Source organism: Pseudomonas sp. EL_65y_Pfl1_R83, from assembly GCF_963970695.1.
GTDB lineage: Bacteria > Pseudomonadota > Gammaproteobacteria > Pseudomonadales > Pseudomonadaceae > Aquipseudomonas > Aquipseudomonas tritici.
Genome location: NZ_CAXAQI010000003.1, coordinates 395297 through 415468 on the forward strand (window position 1 = coordinate 395297; position 20172 = coordinate 415468).

A 20172-nucleotide genomic window follows, 5' to 3' on the forward strand; every position below is an offset into this window, starting at 1 on the left:
TGAGTGATGAGCCGTAAAGTTGCCTTGATTACCGGTGCCGCCAGCGGCATCGGCCAAGCCCTCGCCGTGGCCTATGCCCGCCACGGTGTGGCGGTAGTGGGCGGGTACTACCCGGCTGATCCGCATGACCCGCAGACCACCCTAAGCCTGGTGCAACAAGCCGGCGGCGAGTGCCTCATGCTGCCGTTGGACGTGGGCGATACCGCCTCGGTCGACGCACTGGCCGCGCAAGCCATGCAGCATTTCGGGCGGCTGGATTATGCGGTGGCCAATGCGGGCCTGTTGCGCCGCGCGCCGTTGCTCGAGATGACCGATGCGTTGTGGAACGAGATGCTCAATGTCGACCTCACAGGGGTGATGCGCACCTTCCGCGCGGCGACCCGGCATATGCACGAAGGCGGCGCGCTGGTCGCGATTTCGTCGATTGCCGGTGGCGTGTATGGCTGGCAGGAACACAGCCATTACGCGGCGGCCAAGGCCGGTGTGCCGGGGTTGTGCCGGTCGTTGGCGGTGGAATTGGCGCCGCTGGGCATTCGTTGTAATGCGGTGATTCCAGGGTTGATTGAAACGCCGCAGTCGCTGGATGCAAAGAACTCGCTGGGACCGGAAGGTTTGGCCAAGGCGGCGCGCGCGATTCCGCTGGGGCGGGTAGGGCGGGCGGATGAAGTGGCGTCGTTGGTGCAGTTTTTGACCAGTGAAGCGTCGAGCTACCTGACCGGGCAGAGCATCGTCATCGACGGCGGCCTGACCGTACGCTGGCCTGACTGAATGTGCTGGATCTAAATGTGGGAGCGAGCAAGCCCACATTGGATCTGTGTTTGCTTTAGGAGATTTGACATGCCCCAACTGACTAACCGCCGCGCTGTCATCACCGGTGCCGGCAGCGGCATCGGCGCCGCCATCGCCCGCGCTTACGCCGCCGAAGGCGCGCGCCTGGTGCTGGCCGACCGCAACGCCGCCAGCCTCGCCGAAACCGCGATCACCTGCCGCAACCTTGGCGCCGAGGTGTTCGAATGCCTGGCCGACGTCGGCACCGTCGGAGGCGCCCAGGCCAGTGTCGACCGTTGCGTCGAACAGTTCGGCGGTATCGATATCCTGGTCAACAATGCCGGCATGCTCACCCAGGCGCGCTGTGTCGACCTGACCATCGACATGTGGAACGACATGCTGCGCGTCGACCTCACCAGTGTGTTCATCGCCAGCCAGCGCGCCTTGCCGTACATGCTCGAGCAGCGTTGGGGCCGGATCATCAACGTCGCCTCGCAACTGGGCATCAAGGGCGGCGCCGAACTGACTCACTACGCCGCCGCCAAGGCTGGGGTGATCGGCTTTACCAAGTCCCTGGCGCTGGAAGTGGCCAAGGACAACGTGCTGGTCAACGCCATCGCACCGGGCCCGATTGAAACGCCGTTGGTGGGCGGTATCAGTGAGCAATGGAAACGCGCCAAGGCCAAGGAGTTGCCGCTGGGCCGTTTCGGCCTGGCCGATGAAGTGGCGCCGGTGGCGGTGCTGCTGGCCAGCGAGCCCGGCGGCAACTTGTTCGTTGGCCAGACACTGGGCCCGAACTCCGGCGATGTCATGCCATGAATGAGGTGTAGCCATGTGCGGACTCTGCGGACTGCTTGGCGAAGACCTGCACTGGAGCGATCCCCTGGGCGATGAGTTACCCCGGCGCCGTGAACGCCTGCGCCGGATCGCGGCGATCAACCAGGTGCTGGCGGTGTTCCGGCTCAAGGTCGAAGACTTCCAGGGCGCGTCGTATCTGCTGCTCGGCGCCACTGGCAAGCAGGCGCTGGCCAGCGGTCTGGATCAACTGTGGCAAGCCGCCGAAAACATGCTCGGCCGGCCGCTGGATCCCCTCGATCCGCGTTTGTTGGACCACTTGGAGTCAGCCCCATGAGCATCGCCCTCAACGTCATCACCGGCTTTCTCGGCAGCGGTAAAACCACCTTGCTCAAGCGTCTGCTGCAGGGTGAAAGCCTGGGCGACACCGCGTTGCTGATCAACGAATTCGGTGATGTCGGCATCGACCATCTGCTGGTGGAAGAGGTGGCGCCGGACACGGTGCTGCTGCCCAGCGGCTGCGTGTGTTGCTCGATCCGTGGCGAGTTGAAAGACGCGCTGCTCGGCCTGCTGCAACGCCGCGAGCGTGGTGAAATCCCCGCCTTCAAACGGGTAATCCTCGAAACCACTGGTCTGGCCGACCCGGCGCCTATCCTGGCCACCTTGAACAACGACGTGCAACTGCGCGGACGTTTTCATATTGGCTTGGTGATCACCCTGGTGGACGCCAGCCATGCTGTCCTGCAAGAACGCCTGCACCCGGAATGGCTGGCCCAGGTGGCGGCGGCGGATCGTTTGCTGCTGAGCAAGACTGATCTGGCGGGTGACTGCGCTGCGCTGCGCGCACATCTGCAAGCGCTCAATACCGGCACGCCGATTCTCAATACCCACGACATCCATAGCGGCGACCAACTGCTGCTGGGCGAAGGCCTGCGCAGTGCCGAGCCCGCCATGGAAGTCAGCCGCTGGCAGCTGCATCACACCACCACGGCCACCCACGGCGCCGCGCAAGTCTGCAGCCTGACCTTCGACCAGCCTCTTGATTGGGTGGGTTTCGGGGTATGGTTGTCGATGCTGTTAAGATGCCACGGCGAACGAATTCTCCGCGTCAAAGGGCTGCTCAACGTGAACGCCAGTAACGCCCCTATCGTCATTCATGGCGTGCAGCATTGCCTGCATGCGCCGGTGCATTTGCCTGCATGGCCGGGCAGCGACCGCCAATCACGCCTGGTGTTTATCCTGCGTGGCCTCGAGCCTGCGCTGCTAAAGCGTTCGTTTGAAGCGTTCTCGCGGCGGCTCGCTGCATGATCACACTCCGCGTTCTCGGCACGTCGGTCACCCTGCTTGAATGCCTGCGCGTACGCGCCGAAGAGGAGCTGGGCATTCGCCTTGTCTACCAAGTGCACGACGTCGAACAGGCGCAACGCATCGCGGTGATGCAACCCGACAGCTACGACCTGTATGACCAGTGGTTCCACAACGTCGACTTCGTGTGGCCGGCCCGGGCGATCCAGCCTATCGACACCCGACGCATCGCGCTGTGGCACGAGATCAATGACCTACCCAAGCGCGGGCGCCTGTCGCCCGATGACCGCCTGGGCAGCGGCAGCGTGCCCAGCGAGCGGCTGTTCGTGCAGCACGACGGCAGCCTCGGCAGCACGGTCACCGAGCGCATCAGCATGTTGCCCCTGACCCACAACGCCGACAGTTTCGCCTACCGCCCAGAGCGCTTGCCCGAAGGTTTTTGCCACGGCAACGAAAGCTGGGGCTGGCTGCTCAACCCCGCGTGGCGTGCGCGCACCGCCTTGCAAAGCGACGCCGCCATCGGCGCCCTGGATGCCGCGCTGGCGGTGCAGGGCGCGGGGCTGGCGCAGTTCAAGGACATTGGCAATATGAGCATCGAAGAGATCGATGTACTCGCCGATATCCTCGTGCGTAAACAGAAGGAGGGGCATTTCGCGGCCTTCTGGTCGGACGACGAAGAGGCCGCGCAACTGATGCTCAGCCCGAGCATCGACATCCAGAGCCTGTGGTCGCCGACCCTGATGCGCCTGCATCGTGCCGGAGTGAAATACCGCCTGGCGGTGCCGCGCGAAGGTTATCGCGCCTGGTTTGGTGGTTTGTCATTGTCGCAGCATGCCAAGGGACCGGTGCTGGATGCCGCCTATGCGTATCTGAATTGGTGGTTGTCCGGTTGGCCGGGGGCGGTAATGGCGCGTCAGGGTTACTACATCGGTAATCCGGCGCGCGCGCGTGATCACTTGAGCAGTGCGGAATGGGATTATTGGTACGCTGGAAAGCCCGCACGCGAGCAATTGCTGGGCAGTGATGGGTTGCCGTTGATCGAGATCGGAGAAGTGCGCGATGGAGGGGCTTATGAGGCGCGCATGGGGCATATTGCGGTATGGAATTCGGTGATGGACGAACACAATTATCTCGTGCGCCGATGGGGCGATTTCATGCGGGCTCGGGCTGTTTGACCGGGCTCACCCGTTTGAAGCGGCCGGCCTAACGTCGATCTCCCGTATCAGGCATATATCACGCGCTCTGGATCGGTGCATACCCTGGTCAACCCTCTGTCGCCAATAAAATGCCACCAAAATCCTAGCTTTTATTGGGTGCACGTACCCCAAGTCCCAGCTAATCTCCTGAATCCTAATATTCAATAAAAATGGATATCTTTTTGACGCCAGGTTAGCTCTCGCAGGGAATGCACATGACAAAGGGACGCGGTGGCAGAGAGAGGCGAGCGCTGCCAGAGGGCACTGCAATGAGGTGGCGCCATACGTTCCAAACCCGCATCGCCGGAGTGCTGGCGCTGTTGCTGTTGGTCGTGGTCGCCGCTACTTACTTCGCCGTGAAGACCGCCACCAACCGCGCCGTGGAGAACCAGGCGCAAGTCCAACTGCAAACCGGCAGCCAGGTGTTTGAACGCCTGCTCGACCTGCGCGGGCATCGCCTGCAGTACGGGCTGGGCTGGCTGACCGTCGATATTCCCTTCAAAAAGGCCGTGGCCGAAGGCAAGGCGGCACCGATTCTCGCCGCGCTGCGTCGCCACGGCACGGGCATTCGCTCCAGCGAAGTGTTCGTACTGGGCCTGGATGGCAAGGTCATGGTCAGTACCTTGCCGATATTGACCCGCGGCGAGTTATTCCCCTATGACGACGCCCTGCGCCGTGCGCGGCGCACGGGGTTGCAGATGCTGATTGTGGCCATGGATGGGCGGCCGTATTTGCTGGTGCAGGATGAAGTGCTCGACCCGCTGCCCATCGCGCGCATCGTCATGGGCTTTCCCATGGACAAACTGTTCGCCAATGAATTGCGCGCCATGAGCAACCTGGAAGTGTCGTTCCTCAGCGTGCAGAACGGCGCGCCCGGCCCGTTGTTCAGCACTCAGCCGGATGTTCACCAAGCCGCCATCCTCAGCCTGTTACGTGACGAGCCCGTCGACCCCGAGCCAAGAATCCATGTGTTCTACGGCCTACGTGTGCTCAGCCAGGTGTTGCCGCTGGACAACACCGGCGATGGCGATGAAGTGCGGGTGCTGCTGCAAAGCCGGCTGGACCACGCGCTGGAATCCTTTGCGCCGCTGGATCGGCAGTTCCTTGGGATCGCCCTGGCGGTGCTGCTGGTGTCGTTGGCCGGTGCGTTGTTTATGGCACGCAGGGTGTCACGCCCGCTCAATGCCCTGGTGCAAGCGGCCGACCGGATTGGTGCCGGTGACTACCGCACGCCGGTGCGGGTGCGCAGCCATGATGAATTCGGCCTGTTGGCCCGGGCCTTCAACGCCATGCAAAGCGGCATCGCCGTGCGCGAGCGGCAATTGGCGCACAACGCACTGCACGACCCGCTGACCGGCCTGCCCAATCGCGCCTTGGCCATGGAGCGCCTGGGCAGTGCGATCAGTGCGGGGCGGCCAGTGGTGTTGCTGTACCTGGGGATCGAAAATTATCGGGTGATCAATGAAGATTTCGGCCCACAGGGCGTGGAAGAAATGCTGCGCGAGGCCAGCCGCTGCCTGTCCATGAGCCTGTTGGCCAGCGATACGGCGGCGCGCATCACCGGCAGTGAGTTCTTGCTGTTGCTGGAAAATACCGAAGTCGACCGCGCTGTAGCCCGCGCCGACCGCCTATACGCACTGCTCACCGAGCCCCATCGCATCGGCAATGACGAACTGCGCCACGAGGTGAGCATCGGCATCGCCGCCTACCCTGCCGACGGCCAGCAGGTGGACGAGTTGATCAGCCGCGCCGCGATCGCCCGGCATGACGCCGCGAGCCTGCCGGGGCATCTGCAGACCTACCAGCAGGACCGCGACCTGGCCCACCAACGCCAGATCACCCTGATCCGCGACTTGCGGCGTGCGGCCCTTGAGGGGGAATTATTCCTTTGCTACCAGCCCAAACTCGATCTCAAGCACGGCCATGTGCGCCAGGCCGAAGCCTTGTTGCGCTGGCAGCACCCGACGTTGGGCCAGGTGTCTCCCGCCGAGTTCATCCCCCTGGCCGAGCGCACTGGCAGTATTCGCAACCTGACCTTGTGGGTGATCGAGGAAGCCATCCGCCAGATCGCCGAGTGGGCACAACGCGGCATGCTGATCCAGCTGTCAGTGAATATCTCAGTGGACGACCTGGCCGATGATGACCTGGCGATTCGCGTTACCGCCCTGCTGATGCAGTACCGCGTGGCGGCCCAACAACTGATCTTCGAAATCACCGAAAGCGCGATCATGCACAACCCGCAACAGGCCCTCAGCGTGCTGGAGCAACTGCGCGGCTGCGGCATCAGCCTGTCGGTGGATGACTTTGGTACCGGCTATTCGTCCCTCGCGCAATTGCAGCGCCTGCCGGTGCAAGAGTTGAAGATTGACCAGTCATTTGTGCGCAACCTCAGCAGTACCAGCGGCGACGCGGTGATCGTGCGCTCCACTATCGAGATGAGTCACAACCTGGGGCTCAAAGTGGTGGCCGAAGGGGTCGAGTTCGAGCCTAGCCTGAAGCTGCTCAAACAGTGGAAGTGCGACACTGCCCAGGGCTATTTGATCAGTCGGCCGTTGAATGCGATGGCGTTTGAGAGGTGGATGCGTCGGGAGCGAGCGCCGCTCTAAAGACCGGTACTCCCACGTTTTGATCTTCGTCCTACATTAAAAAGGCGGCTACCTGTGAGGGTAGCCGCCTTTTTCTTACCGCCAGTTTCGCTTAATCCGGCAGTTTAAACGCCATCACATAATCACCCTGCTTGGTACCCAGGGAACCGTGACCGCCCGCCATGACCAGCACGTACTGCTTGCCGTCCTTGCCGGTGTAGGTCATCGGCGTGGTTTGCGCGCCTGCTGGCAGGCGGCCTTCCCACAGTTGCTTGCCGTTTTTCACGTCATAGGCACGCAGGTACTGGTCGAGGGTGCCGCTGAGGAAGGACACGCCACCAGCGGTGGTGAATGTGCCGCCCAGGCTAGGCACGCCCAGGGTCAGTGGGATCGGAACCGGCGAGCTGTCACGCACGGTGCCGTTTTTGTGCATCCAGATGGTTTTGTGGGTGGTCAGGTCGACCGCCGCCACGTAACCCCAGGCTGGCGCCTGGCACGGCAGGCCCATTGGCGACAGCATGGCTTCGAGGATCACACCGTACGGCGCGCCTTTGTTCGGCTGCACGCCTTCGGTTTCACTGACGCGTGGGCCTTGCTTGGCGATGTCGGCCCTCGGGATCAGCTTCGATTTGAACGCCATGTAGCTTGGGTTCACGAAGGCGATCTGACGCACGGGGTCGACGGAAATGCCACCCCAGTCGAACACGCCGAAGTTACCCGGATAAACGATCGAACCTTGCAGCGATGGCGGGGTGAACGGGCCGTCGTAGCGCAGGGATTTGAAGTCGATGCGGCACAGCATCTGGTCGAACGGCGTCACGCCCCACATGTCACGCTCTTTGAGCGGCGGTGGCATGAAGTTCAGGTCCGACTTCGGTTGGGTAGGGGAGGTGCGGTCGCCCGCCACTGCGCCTTGCGGTACCGCCACTTCGTGGATCGGCACGACCGGTTGGCCGGTAGCGCGGTCCAGTACATAGATGCTGCCTTGTTTGGTCGACGCCATCACTGCCTGCTTCACGCCGGCTTCGGTCTTGATGTCGATCAGCGAAGGCTGGCCGCCCACGTCCATGTCCCACAGGTCGTGGTGAGTGAACTGGAAGGTCCACTTCACGTGGCCAGTGTCGATGTCCAGCGCAGTGAGGCCAGCAGCGTATTTTTCGGACTCGTCGGTACGGTCGCCGCCGTACTGGTCGGGCATCTGGTTGCCCATCGGCAGGTAGAGCATGCCGAGCTTTTCATCCACGGCGAACATGGACCACATGTTCGGCGAATTGCGGGTGTAGGTCTTGCCTTCGGCCAACGGGGTGGTGTCTTCCGGGTTGCCGCTGTCCCAGTTCCACACCAGCTTGCCGGTGTGCACATCGAACGCGCGGATCACGCCGCTCGGCTCGTCGATGGAAACGTTGTCGGTCACGTGACCGCCGATCACGACCAGGTTCTTGGTCACGGCCGGTGGCGACGTGGAGTAGTAACCGCCTGGGGCGAAGCTGCCGATATTGGCACGCAGGTCGACCTGACCTTTGTCACCGAAGTCTTCGCACATCTTGCCGGTGTCGGCGTTCAGGGCGATCAGACGGGTGTCGGCGGTCGGTACGAAAATGCGTTTCGGGCAGGCATTCGGCGCGGCAGCCGGGCTGGCGGTGCCGGTCGGGCTCTGCGACGAAGCGTAGACGGCATCATCGTGATACGACACGCCACGGCAGGTCATGTGCGCCCAACCCTTGAAGTTCTCAGCACCCTGGGTGGTGATCTTCGGGTCGAAGCGCCAGATTTCCTTGCCGGTGTCTGGGTCCAGGGCAATCACTTGGCTGTGCGGTGTGCACACGTAGAGCATGCCGTTGACTTTCAGCGGGGTGTTTTCTGCGGTGGTTTCACCCGGGTCGCCTGCGCCAGGGATGTCACCGGTGCGGAAGGTCCAGGCCGGCACCAGTTTGTGGGCGTTTTCCGGGGTGATCTGCGCCAGCGGCGAGTAGCGATCGCCAAAGGCCGAACGGCCGTAGGAGTTCCAGTCGCCATCGGCCTGGGCCGGTGCAGCGTTGGCCATGCCCGGTACCGCGTCGCGGTCCAGCTGGCCTTTGATTTCACCGGGGTTGGTGAATTGGCTGGCAATGGCGGCAGCACCGGCCAGCACCACGGCCACGCTCAGCGCGCCAGTGCCCAGCGGAGCAGGCTGGCCACGCAGCAACGGACGGCGAAACCACGGGAGCAGCATGATGAGACCCAGCGCGAACAGCAGCGCCAGGCGTGGCACCAATTGCCACCAGTCCAGGCCGACTTCCCACAGGGCCCACACGGTACTGGCGAACAGCACCAGTGCGTATAGACCCAGCGCGGCGCGGCGAGTAGCCAGCAGCAGAACGCCGGTCAGGGCGATGCCGATACCGGCCAGCAGGTAATACAGCGACCCGCCGAGCATCGTCAGCTTGATACCCCCGGCCAGCAAGGCCAGGCCCATGATCAGCAGCAAGACGCCTAGCAGCCTGGGCAGCAGGCGACTTGGGCTTGAGGCACCGTCAGTGCTCATAATTGTGTTTCTCCGTTGCGTTGGAATTATGTATCCCGTGTTTCTTCACTGTAGATGACGATTCGACACGGGCTTGGTTCAGCGTTAATTCAGTTTTCTGGGAATAAGCACGGTTATCCACAGGCGGGCGATTTATTCCCACGCGCAGGTCCGTGTAAGACAGCGCTGTCTTGATGGGCGGTATGAATCGGCAAGATGGGTTCGACCGGGAGGTGAAACGTTTCAGATTATTGCGGGCAAGGATAAAGGGAGTGCGCGTCGAGAGAAAGCGCAAATCGCAAGATGCATTATTTCAAATTGGGTAACAGTGACTAAATGTCGCTGCAAAACCATTGGGCAGGGCGGGATATTTGTAGTGAGCGAGCTTGCCTCGCGCGGGGCAAGCCCGCTCATTACAAATAGTGTTTGTACTTATTAGAAGGTGGTGCGAACGCCGAACTGCACGCTTCTGCCCGGCGCGGGTGCGATATCCCGCAGGATCGAGCTGGCGTAGCGCACGGTTTGGTTTGTCAGGTTTTCACCGTTCACAAACGCCAGCCATTGGCTGCCACCGAGATTGAAGCGATAGCCCGCGCTCGCCCCCAAGGTCGTATAGCCATCGGTGCCACTCTCGTTATCCGGCACGCGGCCTTGTCCGGCGGCATGTTCAACATCGATGCGTGCCTGCCAGCGGTCCAGCTCCCACAATAAGCCGCTGTTCAAGCGCAGCGGCGCAATACGCGGCAAGGCTTCACCGGTATCCAGGTTGTTCGCGCGGGTGTAGTCGCCCGACAGTTCCAGGGCGAACTTACCGTAGGCACTTTCGCCAAGTTTCCAGTGATCCTGGGCTTCGAAGCCGGCAAACCGTGCGCGCACGCCGGCGTATTTGTACTCAGGAATACCGCCCGCGTCTTCTTCACCCTCATCGTTCAGTGTGCGACCGCTGCCCAGCAGGCCGATGTAGTTGGAGAAACGGCTGTAGAACACACCAAAGCTGCCTTTGTGGGTGCCATTGTCAAAGCGCAGGGCCAGGTCGCTGGACACGGCTTTTTCTTTCTTCAGGTCGGCATCGCCCAGCTCGTAGGTGCCGGTGGCGACGTGGGCACCGTTGGCGTACAGCTCGTAAAAGGTCGGCGCGCGTTCGGTATAGCCCAGGGTCGCGGCCAGGGACCAGATTGGCGTGAGGGTGTAGACCGCCCCGGAGGACAGGCTACCAGCGGTGAAATCATTGGATTTGTCTGCACCGGCGAAGCGCGCGTTGCCTTTGGCATCCGGGTCGACGCTGGTGTGTTCCAGGCGCCCGCCGAGGCTGAGTTTCAGGCGCTCGGTGGCCTGCATTTCTTCGAGGATAAACAGCGCGCCGGCGTTGGTGTCGGTCTGCGGCACGAAGGCTTCTTCACCGAGGGCCGAGAACTCGTTGCGGGTCACTTGTGCGCCAACCACGCCGTCGAACGGGCCGATGGGCTGGTGACGGGCTTCGACGCGCGCTTCATACCCCTTGTTCTTGAAGATCGTGCCGGTTTCGCCGCCTTCGATTTCACGGTGTTCGTAATCGGTGTAGCCCGCGTCAAGTTTTACCGAGGTAAACGGGCCTTGCAGGTTGCGGATCTCCGACGCGAACGCGTAGTGGTCCTGCTGCATGCGGATACGTACGTCCTGCTCGGCTGGGGAGCCATAGTTGGCGTCGTAGTTGCTGTAGGACAGCCCGGCATAACCGTCATCCCAGGTGTAGGAACCTCCCACCGCGCCGCCGTCCTGGCGGCCGTCGCTGTTGCCCAGGCGGCCGCTTTTGCCGGGTGCATCATCGGTTTCCGGGGCATGGCGGCTGCGCGCCTGGCCAGGGATTTTCAGGTCATTGAATTCCCGCGCATTGGCGTCCAGGTGCAAGGCAAAGGCGCCGTTACCGGCTTCCAGCCTGCCAGCGCTGCTGCGCGTGGTGTCGGCGCCGCCGTAGCGCAATTCACCGGCACCGTGGATGCCTTCGATGGCCTCGGTGGGGATACGGTTGTCGAACGTGTTGACCACGCCGCCGATGGCGCTGCCGCCGTACAACAACGCCGCCGGGCCGCGCACGATTTCAATGCGATCGACGTTAACCGGGTCCAGCGGCACCGCGTGGTCGTAGGACAGCGAAGAGGCATCCAGCGCACCCACACCATTGCGCAGGATGCGGATACGGTCGCCATCCTGGCCACGGATGATTGGCCGGCTCGCGCCCGGGCCGAAGTAAGAAGACGATACGCCCGGCTGTTTGTTCAGGGTTTCACCGAGGCTGCCTTTTTGTTGCAGGGTCAGCTCATCGCCCTCCAGCACGGTGGTCGGCGAAGCAAGCTGTTCGCTGCCCAGCGGGTTACCGGTAATGACTTGGGGTTGCAGCTCCAGGGCGTGGGCTTCGGAGCAGATCAACAGGGCGGCGGCGAGTGGGGTCAAGCGCCACAGAGAAGAGAGGGGCATCGGACATTCCTTGGAAAAACGACGAAAAGATTTGAGATTTATAGTTACAATATAACATCTCCTTTTCGTTGGAGGCCGGAACTTTTTATAACGAGCAGGTGGGGTGATAAGGTGTGCGCCTTCGTGAACACATTTTTCATAGGCCTGGCATGACCGCGACAAGTAACGACCCACTCCACGGCGTGACCCTGCAGCACGTCCTCACCACCCTGGTGGAACACTACGAATGGGAAGGCCTTGCCGAGCGTATTGATATCCGCTGCTTCAAGAGTGACCCGAGCATCAAGTCGAGCCTCACCTTCTTGCGCAAGACGCCTTGGGCGCGGGAGAAAGTCGAAGGGTTGTACGTGAAACTGATGCGCACCAAACGCCCGTTGGATTGAACCCATGAAGCGGTTCGTGGCAGCAGTGGCGCTGGCCGGTTGGGCGGGGCTGGCGATCCAGCAATACCTGATTTTCTATTCGCGCTGGGCGTCCGGCGCCAGCCTGATGGGCGGGTTGATCAACTTTTTCAGCTTCTTCACCGTGCTCACCAACACCCTGGCGGTGGTGGTGTTGAGCTATGCGTGGGTGAGTCGCGATTGCGCTGCGAAGCGGTTTTTCCTCGGGCCCAAGGTCAGCAGCGGCATCGCCGTGAGCATCGTGGTGGTGGGCCTGGCCTATAACCTGTTGCTGCGGCACTTGTGGCAGCCCGAAGGTTTCCAGTTTATCGCTGACGAGTTGCTGCACGACGTGATGCCGGTGCTGTTTTTTGTCTACTGGTGGCGGTATGTGCCCAAGGGCAGCTTGCACGTCAGGCACATTGCGGCGTGGGTGATTTACCCGCTGGTGTATTTTGGCTATGCGCTGCTGCGTGGAGATTTGCTCGGGCAGTATCAGTACCCGTTCATTGACGTGAGCACGTTGGGTTATCCACAGGTGTTTGCGAATGCCGGGGGGATTTTGGCGGGGTTTGTGTTGATTGCGTCGGCAGTGGTGGGCCTGGACAGGTTTCTAAAGCGACCACGGTAAAACTGTGGGCTTGCTCGCGAATGCTGTGTGTCAGTGGATGTATCTGTAACTGATCCAGCGTATTCGCGAGCAAGCCCGCGCACATTTTGACCGCGTCAGGTTTAATTGTCTTCACTGCCCTCGGCGCGCCAGTAGCCCACGGCCTTGAGGTATTCCTCATTGACCTTGTGCGTGTCCAGCAGCACTCGCCGTACTCGGCGCGACAGCTTGGTTTCGGTCGCCACGAAGCTGTACAGTGAACCGCTCGGCAGCGTCAGGTTCTGTACGGTGTCGAGCAGATCGTCCTGGCCACGCACCACCCATTTCACCTGCACATCGGCGGCACTTTGCAGTGCTTGCTGCTCCGCCGCATTGGCGATCTCAATCACGGCCAACACCTTGCGGCCCGCCGGCAGTTCTTCCAGGCGTCGCGCAATGGCAGGCAGGGCGGTTTCATCGCCGATCAACAAGTAGCTGTCGAAAATATCCGGCACGATCATCGAGCCCCGTGGCCCGCCGATGTACAGGTGTTGGCCGACCTGCACCTGCTCGGCCCAGGTGGAGGCAGGGCCATCGCCGTGCAGCACGAAGTCGATATCCAGCTCGCCAATACTCAGGTCGAAACGCCGTGGCGTGTAGTCGCGCATGGCCGGTTGCGGGCCATCACCCTTGATGCTGAAGCCCGGGCTTTCCAGCGCGGCCTGTTCAGCGGCGTTCTGCGGGAACAGCAGCTTGATGTGATCGTCGCTGCCCAGGCTCACAAATCCCGCCAGTTCAGGGCCGCCGAGGGTGACACGGCGCATGCGTGGGGTGATATCGACCACCCGCAATACGTCCAGGCGACGGCGTTTGATGTCGTGGGTAACGCGGTGGATGACTTGCGTATTCATTGGTCTTTCCCGTCGGCAATGGCTTGGGCGGTGCGATTGAGCAGCGCCGCGACACGAACGATTTCTTCCGGGCTCCAGCGCCCGTGGTGCGAATGCAAGGCATGACGCAGGTTGTGCACCGCCTCGTGGATTTCCGGCGGGCGGTCATGACCACGCAGTGAACGCTTGCTGACGTCGATGCGCATACGCACGCCGTCCAGGGCGACCGCTTGCTCGCTTAAGAAGAGACGACCGGCGTCGGTGATTGTGTAGCGCTTTTTTCCGCCATCGGCGTCGCCCTGGATCAAATCGCTTTCTTCCAGAAAGGTCAGGGTCGGGTAAATCACACCCGGGCTGGGTGTGTAGGCGCCGTCAAACAGGCTTTCAATCTGGCGAATAAGGTCATAACCGTGGCACGGCTGTTCGGCGATCAGTGCCGGCAGCAGCAATTTCAAGTCGCCGGGCGCAAATACCCGAGGGCCACGACCGCGGCCGGCGCGTGGGTCAAAACCGTCACGTTGGTGAGGATGGTCTCGCATGGTAGGAGCCTCTGTGTGTGTCTAGATATAACGTAAGATATATCTTGTGGTCGTGGCAAGGGCTCCAGACGGACGGTCAGCCACACCTGCGTCCCAGCGGTCTTCTGCTCACCGCTACTTGAAACATGTAATAGCAGAACGACTCGACTCAATAGAAAGTGGGTGGGGACGCGTAAAGGCTGTTGTTTTTTAGTTGTTGTAATACTAGTCTTACGGAACTGATCCGCAGTAAATTATTATCATTTTTCCGCGTGTAGTCTGTTTCTTACGGGTAATTTTAAAGTTTTGGCAAAATGCCATAATTTTCCCATGTGTCATGGTGTGACTCGGCTACGCAACTAAGCGAATCAGACGGCTTACTTAGCATTTATTGCTGTGGATACTTGCCTGGCGTTGAACAAGTCCCCGACTTGCAATGCAATTAGTTGGAAAGTTAAACGCTTCCAACGCCTCTAAGAACCCTTTTTTTAGATGACAGGTATTCAGCATGTTCAAGAAATTCGCCGTAGCGGCACCTCTCGTCGCCGTCGCCATGTCCGCCACCACGGCTTTTGCGGTCGACGATGCGCGTTCGTCCATCAACATCACGGCCAATATCCCTACCAAGCAGTTTCACGCTCAGCCGCGTGACCCTAACTTCGGTAAGGATGAAACCATGAACTACAACCCTGTCAGCGGTGAACTGAGTTCCCTGCGGGCAACTTTCGATGTCAAGAACACCGACGGTTCGGTTCACGCCTACATCGAAGGCGGCCCGACCGCGGCTGCGTTGTACAACGGCTCGGACAACATCGCGCTGACCAACACCTTCAACGGCGTCACCCTGACGGCCACCCCTCAGGAAGTGGTTGATGATCCTCAATCCACCCCAGGCACCCAAGCTGATCTGGTCGTCACTCCGGCCAAGCCGCTGGACACTCAGAACGGCCTCTACACCTCCAACTACACCGTGATCTTCGACGCCGTACCGCGTTGATGTGAGCCTGTGGTTCACCCCGTGAACGCGATGATTGCGGGGGTTTTAATAGACAGGCCGGCAGCTTCCTTCCCGAACGCCGGCCTGGTTTAACAGTCCCGACTGTCCGTACTGACGAGTATTCCGTCCATGTTTCCGATGACGCCACTGATGGGCGCGCTCGCGTTATTGCTGTGCGCCAATGCCCTGGCTGCACCGACAGTTCCCGGTACAACACCGGGTAGCTTGTTATCACAGTCCAAGGGACTGCCTGAAGAGTTTGAGCAACACTTTTTCGATGTGCCACTGGCGGTGCGCGTAGAACTCGATCAACAGTTTCTCGGCGAAGCCATGATTGTATTGGGTCGCGATGACCGTATTACCTTACTTGAGTTTACTGACCGGGGCGACAGTCAACTGTCTGCCGCTGTCAGTGCCACTTGGGAGCAACGCCTTAAAGACGGCATGCCCTTGGGCGGCTGCGAACAAAGTTGCCCGTCGCAATTGTTAGCGGTGCACTACAGTCTGGAAAACTCGCTGGTCTCGATCCTCACGGAAAACGTCGAGCGCAACGCGCAGATGAAGCAGTTTTACGATCAGCCGGAAGCCGGCAGCCTGGGCATGATTTTAAATAACCAATTCAACCTCACCGGTGGCCAGGACGAGTCAGTCGGCGGCCGCTATGGCCTTGAGGCCAGTTCCAGCATTGGCAACTGGAGCCAGGCGATGAACCTGCAGTTGTCCCGCGTCGGTGGGGTGGACACCACGCTCTACCACGCCATGCACGAGCTTTACACCCAGCGCGAACTGGAAGGCAATTTCGTCCGCCTGGGCTACTTCACCCCTGGCTCCAACGGGCTCACCCGGCAGATCCGTTCATTCGGCGCCAACCCCGACACCGCCGTGGGTGTGATGTACGGCAGCTCCGACAGCCTGCTCATCAACAACCCCAAGCCCAGCGTCTACCCGGTGTACGTCACCGCCAGCCGCCAGGCATCGGTGGAAATCTACCGCGCCGGCCTGTTGATCAACACCCAGCCCGTCGCTGCCGGCTTGCAGACCCTCGACACCCGGCCCTTGCCGGGTGGTATCTACGAGGTGGAGGTGCGCCTGATCGAAGACGGTTTCACCACCTCCACCACCCAGGAGTTGATCTACAAGCCCAACAACTGGCGCAACGCTGATGAACGCTGGCGCTACAACACTTTCATCGGCCAGGAAACCAAACTGCTGAGCAACTGGGACGAGCAGTCGAGTCGCTTCATGACCTATGGCGCCGGGATTAACTACCTCGCGCATCCTCGGGTGATTCTCGGCCTGTCCACGCGCAAGGTGCGGGAAAAAATGCAGTACGGCACGTCCATCGACTGGACGCTCGCCAACAGCCTCAGCCTGTATGCCAACGTCTACCAGACCCAGGACCACGGCACCGGCGTCGATCTGCAAACCCTCTACAGCTATGGCCAGGGCAGTGTGGTGTTCAGCCACAACCGCAGTTGGCTCGACACCACGCGCACCTACGAGCTGCTGCCGGACGGCACGCGCCTCCGACAGCGCAACGTGTTTATCGGCCAGACCAGCAACTCGTCGCTGTCCCTCAACCATCGCCTCAGCAACAAAAGTTCGATCAACTCGCGGCTGTCCTACAGCCAGGGCAACATCGAAGGCACGGGCGTGGACGTGGGCTGGACCCAGCGCGGTACGTTCCTGGGCAGCGATGCCAACTGGCGTTTGTCGCTGTTCGACCGGCCCGCCACCTCAGCCACCGGTGACAACCGCAACCGCGGCGTCGACCTCAGCGTCAGCGTGGCCTTGGGTTCGCCGGGCGAGCAGTGGTCCGCCAGCATCGGCTCGCGTACCGCGCGTGACGGTGGTCGCGACAATAACGGCTCGCTGACCTACACCAAGACCCTTGACGATCACCTGCTGCAAAGCGTGTCCGGCACCGCGATTGCCGACACCTATGGCGTGGGTTTGTCGGGGCGCGCCAGCTTCCAGAGCGACGAACTCTATGGCGACACCTACGTGCAGCGCTCGTCGTTCAACGGGCGCCTGTCAGGTGGCTTGAACCTCAGCAGCACGGTCGCGGTGGGCGGCAGCAAAGCCGTGCTCAGCAGCCAGCAGCAACGCGGTGGCGCAGGCATGATCGTCGACGTGGAAACCGACCTCGAAGACATCACCCTGCGCGCCGATGACTTGACCGGCGGCAGTTCACGCCTGCGGCCAGGGCGCAACTTTGTGCCGATCACCGCTTACAAGAGCAGCACCCTCGCGTTCGACTTTGACGGCAACCATCCACCGGCCGCCAATATCCAGCCGGCGCGTACCCAATACCACCTGAACAAGGGCGGCGTGGAGTACCGCAAGATCAGCGTGATGCGCACCGTCACGGTATTGGGGCGCCTGGTCGACGGGCAGGGCTCTCCCCTCAAGGGCCACCACGTGATCAACCACGCCAGCCGTGCGGTCAGCGAAGTGGACGGTTTCTTCTCGATGGAAATGAACGCCGGCGCGCCGACCCTGGAAGTGCGCTACGCCAACCAGTTGCGGTGCCAGTTCAGGCTCGACCCAAGCAAGGCGCGTCAGGAAAGCGATGTGCTGATGATCGGGGATTTGCGGTGCACGCCGGATACGTTGGCTGATATCGCCCTGACTGACCGAGCTGCGGGCTGATCACCTTTTTATGCAACGGCCTGAAACGGTCCTAGACAACCGTCTTCTCGCGATAAACCTGAGGTTGAGTAAATGAAACGTGTGTTGATGCTATACGCCTTATCGCTGTTTTCCCTTGAGGCCCTGGCCGGCCCGCAGATCAATGTGGGGGTGGTGTACGACTACCTCGACAGCGATAAAAGTACCTACATGAAACGGGTGTTCAACGGCGGCACCTCCACTGCCTTCGTCAAGGTCAACATCCTTGAGATGATCTATAACGACGACGGCAGCTACCGCGAAGTGCCGCTGCAAAACCAGCCGGGCGCCGCTGCGCGCGAAGGGCTGATGGCGAGCCCTGCACGCTTGATCGTGCCGGCCAACGGCACACAGGGCACGCGCTTGCTGTTCCTGGGCAACCGCGACAAGGAGCGCTATTTCCGCGTGCGCTTTGTGCCGGTGGTGCCGCAGTCTGACGATGACTTTGCCGTCACCGATGAAGAGCGCGACGAGTATCAGCAAAGCCTCGCGGCGGGTGTCAGGGTTTTGGCCGGCTACGGCACGGTGTTTTTCGTACGGCCCAAGGTCACCCGGTTCGACACGGCGATCCAGGACAACGCCACGCGATACACCCTGAGCAACAACGGCAACAGTGTGGTGGTGATCGACGAGTTCAAGGACTGCTCGGCCGAGTCCGCGCAAGAGTGCCGGCCGACCCTGCGTCACCACATCCGTGCCGGGCGTTCGTATGGCTTCGACAAGCAACCGGGTCGCGAATACCGCTTTAGCCTGATCGAAGGCGACGAGACCAGAAAAATCGAGGTCAAGGGGTAAACCTATGTACAAGCTCCTGGCCCTGGCCATGTTAGTCATCGTCCTTGGGATGACGGGGTCGCGGATTCACGCCGCCGTTGAGCGCGAGACGTTTGAAGTGTCTGTGACCATTCCGACGGCCGACTTTTATGTGCTGCCGGTCGACCCGCAACTGGTGCAGCGCGACCAGAAGCTGGTCTACAACCCGGTGAGTTCCCAGTTGGCCACCTTGCGCGCGCCGTTCGATGTGAAAAATATCGCTGGGGCCATTGGTGCGCGGCTGGACCAGGAGGCGTACCTGTCCAACGGCACCGAGCGCGTTGACCTGCGCGTGACCTTCAATGACGTGGAATTGGGGTTGGACCAGACCGAGGTGGTGTCCACCGCCCAAGCGCGGCCCGGCACACGCGTGAGCCTGGAAATCGCCGCCATCAAACCGGACGACGATTACCGGCCCGGCCATTACTACGGCACCGTGCACATGGTGTTCGATGCAATTGCGCCCTGATCGACTGGAGATTTATTGATGAATGTATTGAGTGGGCGCTGGATTGCGATGCTCGGATTTTTTTTGTGGACGGCGCATGCCCAGGCGCTCGTGCAGGAAATGACGGCTGAGTTTCGCCCTGACCCGTCTAATCCGATGATCAATCGGTTTAAAAATACCACGCCGGAAAGTGGCATTTGTCCTTGGCATATTCCAGAGCGTTGCAAGCAATTAGGTATCTTCAGTATTCGGACCACGGCGATTCAGTTCAACTCCAGTGGCCCAATCCTGGGCAATCACACAGACCCGCGCAAAGGCGCGATGTTCAAGGTGCCCACCGAATGGCGCGACCTGCAGGTGACCAATACGGTGACAGCAAAAACCGAATTGCTGCAGGTCAGAATTGCTGGCATTGGGGGTAAGTACGTGTTGCCCGTTGCTGACCGCTGGCTTTGGCTTTATGGCACTCTTGGATGGAAGATCGCCCGAAGTCCTTGCGTGTCCACAGACTACGCGATTGGCAACGATCGCTATTTGTTGTGGTCGTGGATCACACCCGTTGGCATCGGTGCCTGCGCGATGCCTGCGGCCAAGGACATTTCAACCCTGTTTTACGAAACGTTCGAGTATTCGTACGAATTGAAAACCCCCAACCCCTTGCAAATGGATGCCGGCCAATACATTGGTAGCACGACCTACACCATCGGGCCGGGTGCGGATTTTGACTTCGGCGACATCATGATCCCCACCGACAACGTGCTGACCTTCAACTTCACCCTGGATGTGGATCACCACCTCAAAGTCGAAGTCCCCCCTGGCGGCAACCGCATCCAGCTTGAACCCCAGGGCGGCTGGCAAGCCTGGCTGCAGAACGGCCGTAGGCCCAGCCGGCTGTTCCGCGACCAGACCGTCAACCTGTGGGCCAGCTCGCACTTCAAGATGACCCTGGAATGCCCGGAACCCATGGGCAACAGCTGCAGCCTGCGTAACGCTGCCGGTCATCAGGTACCGCTGGACGTCGCCGTCAGTTTGCCGCATGGCCTTGTCGACGCTGCCGGGCGCCCGGTCAACCGCTTGCCCCTGCGCCTGGACGGCAGCGGTACTGAACTGTTCCGGCCGATAAACTACATCAACCGCAAACCCAGTACTTTGCACTTTGAAGTCAAGGCCGACGCCGTGGCCGAAATGCTTGAACAGGCCGGGAGTACCTACAGCGGCGTAGTCACCGTGGTGTGGGATTCGCAGGCCTAGCGTTTCCCGT

General features: G+C 61.0%; 17 protein-coding genes. 13 read left to right on the top strand and 4 right to left on the bottom strand.

The features are described 5' to 3' along the window. Window positions 1-6: 6 nt before the first annotated feature. The 6 genes from AACY08_RS06290 (at window position 7) to AACY08_RS06315 (ending at window position 6670) form a co-directional block, all read left to right on the top strand. Complete coding sequence (locus AACY08_RS06290; RefSeq protein ID WP_339468637.1) at window positions 7-768, top strand: SDR family NAD(P)-dependent oxidoreductase; 762 nt, start codon at window positions 7-9, stop codon at window positions 766-768. A 69-nt stretch (window positions 769-837) separates the two neighbouring features. Then, on the top strand, window positions 838-1587 hold the full coding sequence (locus AACY08_RS06295) for an SDR family NAD(P)-dependent oxidoreductase (RefSeq protein ID WP_339437920.1): 750 nt from the start codon (window positions 838-840) through the stop codon (window positions 1585-1587). 13 nt (window positions 1588-1600) lie between these two features. Next, window positions 1601-1900 carry a hypothetical protein gene (locus AACY08_RS06300; protein ID WP_339417776.1) on the top strand — a complete coding sequence of 100 codons (300 nt, stop codon included), beginning with the start codon at window positions 1601-1603 and terminating at the stop codon, window positions 1898-1900. Further along, a complete protein-coding gene (locus AACY08_RS06305; protein WP_339468638.1) occupies window positions 1897-2871 on the top strand; it encodes a CobW family GTP-binding protein in 975 nt (324 codons plus the stop codon). The genes AACY08_RS06300 and AACY08_RS06305 overlap by 4 nt, the downstream gene beginning before the upstream one ends. Further along, window positions 2868-4043: an ABC transporter substrate-binding protein gene (locus AACY08_RS06310; protein ID WP_339417779.1), complete on the top strand. Its 1176-nt coding sequence runs from the start codon at window positions 2868-2870 to the stop codon at window positions 4041-4043. The genes AACY08_RS06305 and AACY08_RS06310 overlap by 4 nt, the downstream gene beginning before the upstream one ends. Before the next feature lie 290 nt (window positions 4044-4333). Further along, window positions 4334-6670 carry a putative bifunctional diguanylate cyclase/phosphodiesterase gene (locus AACY08_RS06315; protein WP_339468640.1) on the top strand — a complete coding sequence of 779 codons (2337 nt, stop codon included), beginning with the start codon at window positions 4334-4336 and terminating at the stop codon, window positions 6668-6670. A gap of 91 nt (window positions 6671-6761) precedes the next feature. Here the strand turns inward: AACY08_RS06315 and AACY08_RS06320 are convergent, their stop codons facing one another. Together AACY08_RS06320 and AACY08_RS06325 are read right to left on the bottom strand one after the other, a co-directional pair. After that, on the bottom strand, window positions 6762-9173 hold the full coding sequence (locus AACY08_RS06320) for a glucose/quinate/shikimate family membrane-bound PQQ-dependent dehydrogenase (protein ID WP_339468642.1): 2412 nt from the start codon (window positions 9171-9173) through the stop codon (window positions 6762-6764). A gap of 414 nt (window positions 9174-9587) precedes the next feature. Next, window positions 9588-11606, bottom strand: coding sequence for a TonB-dependent receptor (locus AACY08_RS06325; protein ID WP_339468644.1), 2019 nt, complete (start codon window positions 11604-11606; stop codon window positions 9588-9590). A gap of 149 nt (window positions 11607-11755) precedes the next feature. Here AACY08_RS06325 and AACY08_RS06330 point away from each other — a divergent pair, with 149 nt between their 5' ends. Both AACY08_RS06330 and AACY08_RS06335 read left to right on the top strand, forming a co-directional pair. Next, the gene (locus tag AACY08_RS06330; protein ID WP_012722427.1) at window positions 11756-11989 is read left to right on the top strand and encodes a VF530 family protein; all 234 of its coding nucleotides are present in this window, start codon (window positions 11756-11758) and stop codon (window positions 11987-11989) included. Window positions 11990-11993: 4 nt separating this feature from the next. Beyond that, window positions 11994-12617 carry a Pr6Pr family membrane protein gene (locus tag AACY08_RS06335; protein ID WP_339468646.1) on the top strand — a complete coding sequence of 208 codons (624 nt, stop codon included), beginning with the start codon at window positions 11994-11996 and terminating at the stop codon, window positions 12615-12617. Between the two features lie 101 nt (window positions 12618-12718). Here AACY08_RS06335 and AACY08_RS06340 read toward each other — a convergent pair whose 3' ends face one another. Both AACY08_RS06340 and AACY08_RS06345 read right to left on the bottom strand, forming a co-directional pair. Then, the gene (locus AACY08_RS06340) at window positions 12719-13486 is read right to left on the bottom strand and encodes a siderophore-interacting protein (RefSeq protein ID WP_339468648.1); all 768 of its coding nucleotides are present in this window, start codon (window positions 13484-13486) and stop codon (window positions 12719-12721) included. Continuing rightward, entirely contained in the window at window positions 13483-14004 is a 522-nt protein-coding gene (locus AACY08_RS06345) for a PadR family transcriptional regulator (RefSeq protein WP_049709805.1), read from the bottom strand. The genes AACY08_RS06340 and AACY08_RS06345 overlap by 4 nt, the downstream gene beginning before the upstream one ends. A gap of 487 nt (window positions 14005-14491) precedes the next feature. Here AACY08_RS06345 and AACY08_RS06350 point away from each other — a divergent pair, with 487 nt between their 5' ends. The 5 genes from AACY08_RS06350 (at window position 14492) to AACY08_RS06370 (ending at window position 20162) form a co-directional block, all read left to right on the top strand. Continuing rightward, a complete protein-coding gene (locus AACY08_RS06350; protein WP_339435855.1) occupies window positions 14492-14980 on the top strand; it encodes a CS1 type fimbrial major subunit in 489 nt (162 codons plus the stop codon). A 129-nt stretch (window positions 14981-15109) separates the two neighbouring features. Then, window positions 15110-17632 carry a CS1-pili formation C-terminal domain-containing protein gene (locus AACY08_RS06355; RefSeq protein WP_339468650.1) on the top strand — a complete coding sequence of 841 codons (2523 nt, stop codon included), beginning with the start codon at window positions 15110-15112 and terminating at the stop codon, window positions 17630-17632. Window positions 17633-17704: 72 nt separating this feature from the next. Then, window positions 17705-18445 carry a molecular chaperone gene (locus tag AACY08_RS06360; protein WP_339468652.1) on the top strand — a complete coding sequence of 247 codons (741 nt, stop codon included), beginning with the start codon at window positions 17705-17707 and terminating at the stop codon, window positions 18443-18445. Window positions 18446-18449: 4 nt separating this feature from the next. Then, window positions 18450-18932, top strand: a complete 483-nt coding sequence (locus AACY08_RS06365) for a CS1 type fimbrial major subunit (RefSeq protein WP_339468653.1) — start codon at window positions 18450-18452, stop codon at window positions 18930-18932. Between the two features lie 18 nt (window positions 18933-18950). Beyond that, complete coding sequence (locus AACY08_RS06370; protein WP_339468654.1) at window positions 18951-20162, top strand: hypothetical protein; 1212 nt, start codon at window positions 18951-18953, stop codon at window positions 20160-20162. Window positions 20163-20172 lie beyond the last annotated feature (10 nt).

What these genes read in the sequence shown, in the direction of transcription:
- AACY08_RS06315 (WP_339468640.1), top strand. Translation starts at nt 4,334, where the DNA reads ATGAGGTGGCGCCATACGTTCCAAACCCGCATCGCCGGAGTGCTGGCG.
- AACY08_RS06365 (WP_339468653.1), top strand. Translation starts at nt 18,450, where the DNA reads ATGTACAAGCTCCTGGCCCTGGCCATGTTAGTCATCGTCCTTGGGATG.
- AACY08_RS06325 (WP_339468644.1), bottom strand. Translation starts at nt 11,606, where the DNA reads ATGCCCCTCTCTTCTCTGTGGCGCTTGACCCCACTCGCCGCCGCCCTG.
- AACY08_RS06305 (WP_339468638.1), top strand. Translation starts at nt 1,897, where the DNA reads ATGAGCATCGCCCTCAACGTCATCACCGGCTTTCTCGGCAGCGGTAAA.
- AACY08_RS06370 (WP_339468654.1), top strand. Translation starts at nt 18,951, where the DNA reads ATGAATGTATTGAGTGGGCGCTGGATTGCGATGCTCGGATTTTTTTTG.
- AACY08_RS06310 (WP_339417779.1), top strand. Translation starts at nt 2,868, where the DNA reads ATGATCACACTCCGCGTTCTCGGCACGTCGGTCACCCTGCTTGAATGC.
- AACY08_RS06345 (WP_049709805.1), bottom strand. Translation starts at nt 14,004, where the DNA reads ATGCGAGACCATCCTCACCAACGTGACGGTTTTGACCCACGCGCCGGC.
- AACY08_RS06360 (WP_339468652.1), top strand. Translation starts at nt 17,705, where the DNA reads ATGAAACGTGTGTTGATGCTATACGCCTTATCGCTGTTTTCCCTTGAG.
- AACY08_RS06355 (WP_339468650.1), top strand. Translation starts at nt 15,110, where the DNA reads ATGTTTCCGATGACGCCACTGATGGGCGCGCTCGCGTTATTGCTGTGC.
- AACY08_RS06295 (WP_339437920.1), top strand. Translation starts at nt 838, where the DNA reads ATGCCCCAACTGACTAACCGCCGCGCTGTCATCACCGGTGCCGGCAGC.
- AACY08_RS06335 (WP_339468646.1), top strand. Translation starts at nt 11,994, where the DNA reads ATGAAGCGGTTCGTGGCAGCAGTGGCGCTGGCCGGTTGGGCGGGGCTG.
- AACY08_RS06320 (WP_339468642.1), bottom strand. Translation starts at nt 9,173, where the DNA reads ATGAGCACTGACGGTGCCTCAAGCCCAAGTCGCCTGCTGCCCAGGCTG.
- AACY08_RS06330 (WP_012722427.1), top strand. Translation starts at nt 11,756, where the DNA reads ATGACCGCGACAAGTAACGACCCACTCCACGGCGTGACCCTGCAGCAC.
- AACY08_RS06300 (WP_339417776.1), top strand. Translation starts at nt 1,601, where the DNA reads ATGTGCGGACTCTGCGGACTGCTTGGCGAAGACCTGCACTGGAGCGAT.
- AACY08_RS06290 (WP_339468637.1), top strand. Translation starts at nt 7, where the DNA reads ATGAGCCGTAAAGTTGCCTTGATTACCGGTGCCGCCAGCGGCATCGGC.
- AACY08_RS06340 (WP_339468648.1), bottom strand. Translation starts at nt 13,486, where the DNA reads ATGAATACGCAAGTCATCCACCGCGTTACCCACGACATCAAACGCCGT.
- AACY08_RS06350 (WP_339435855.1), top strand. Translation starts at nt 14,492, where the DNA reads ATGTTCAAGAAATTCGCCGTAGCGGCACCTCTCGTCGCCGTCGCCATG.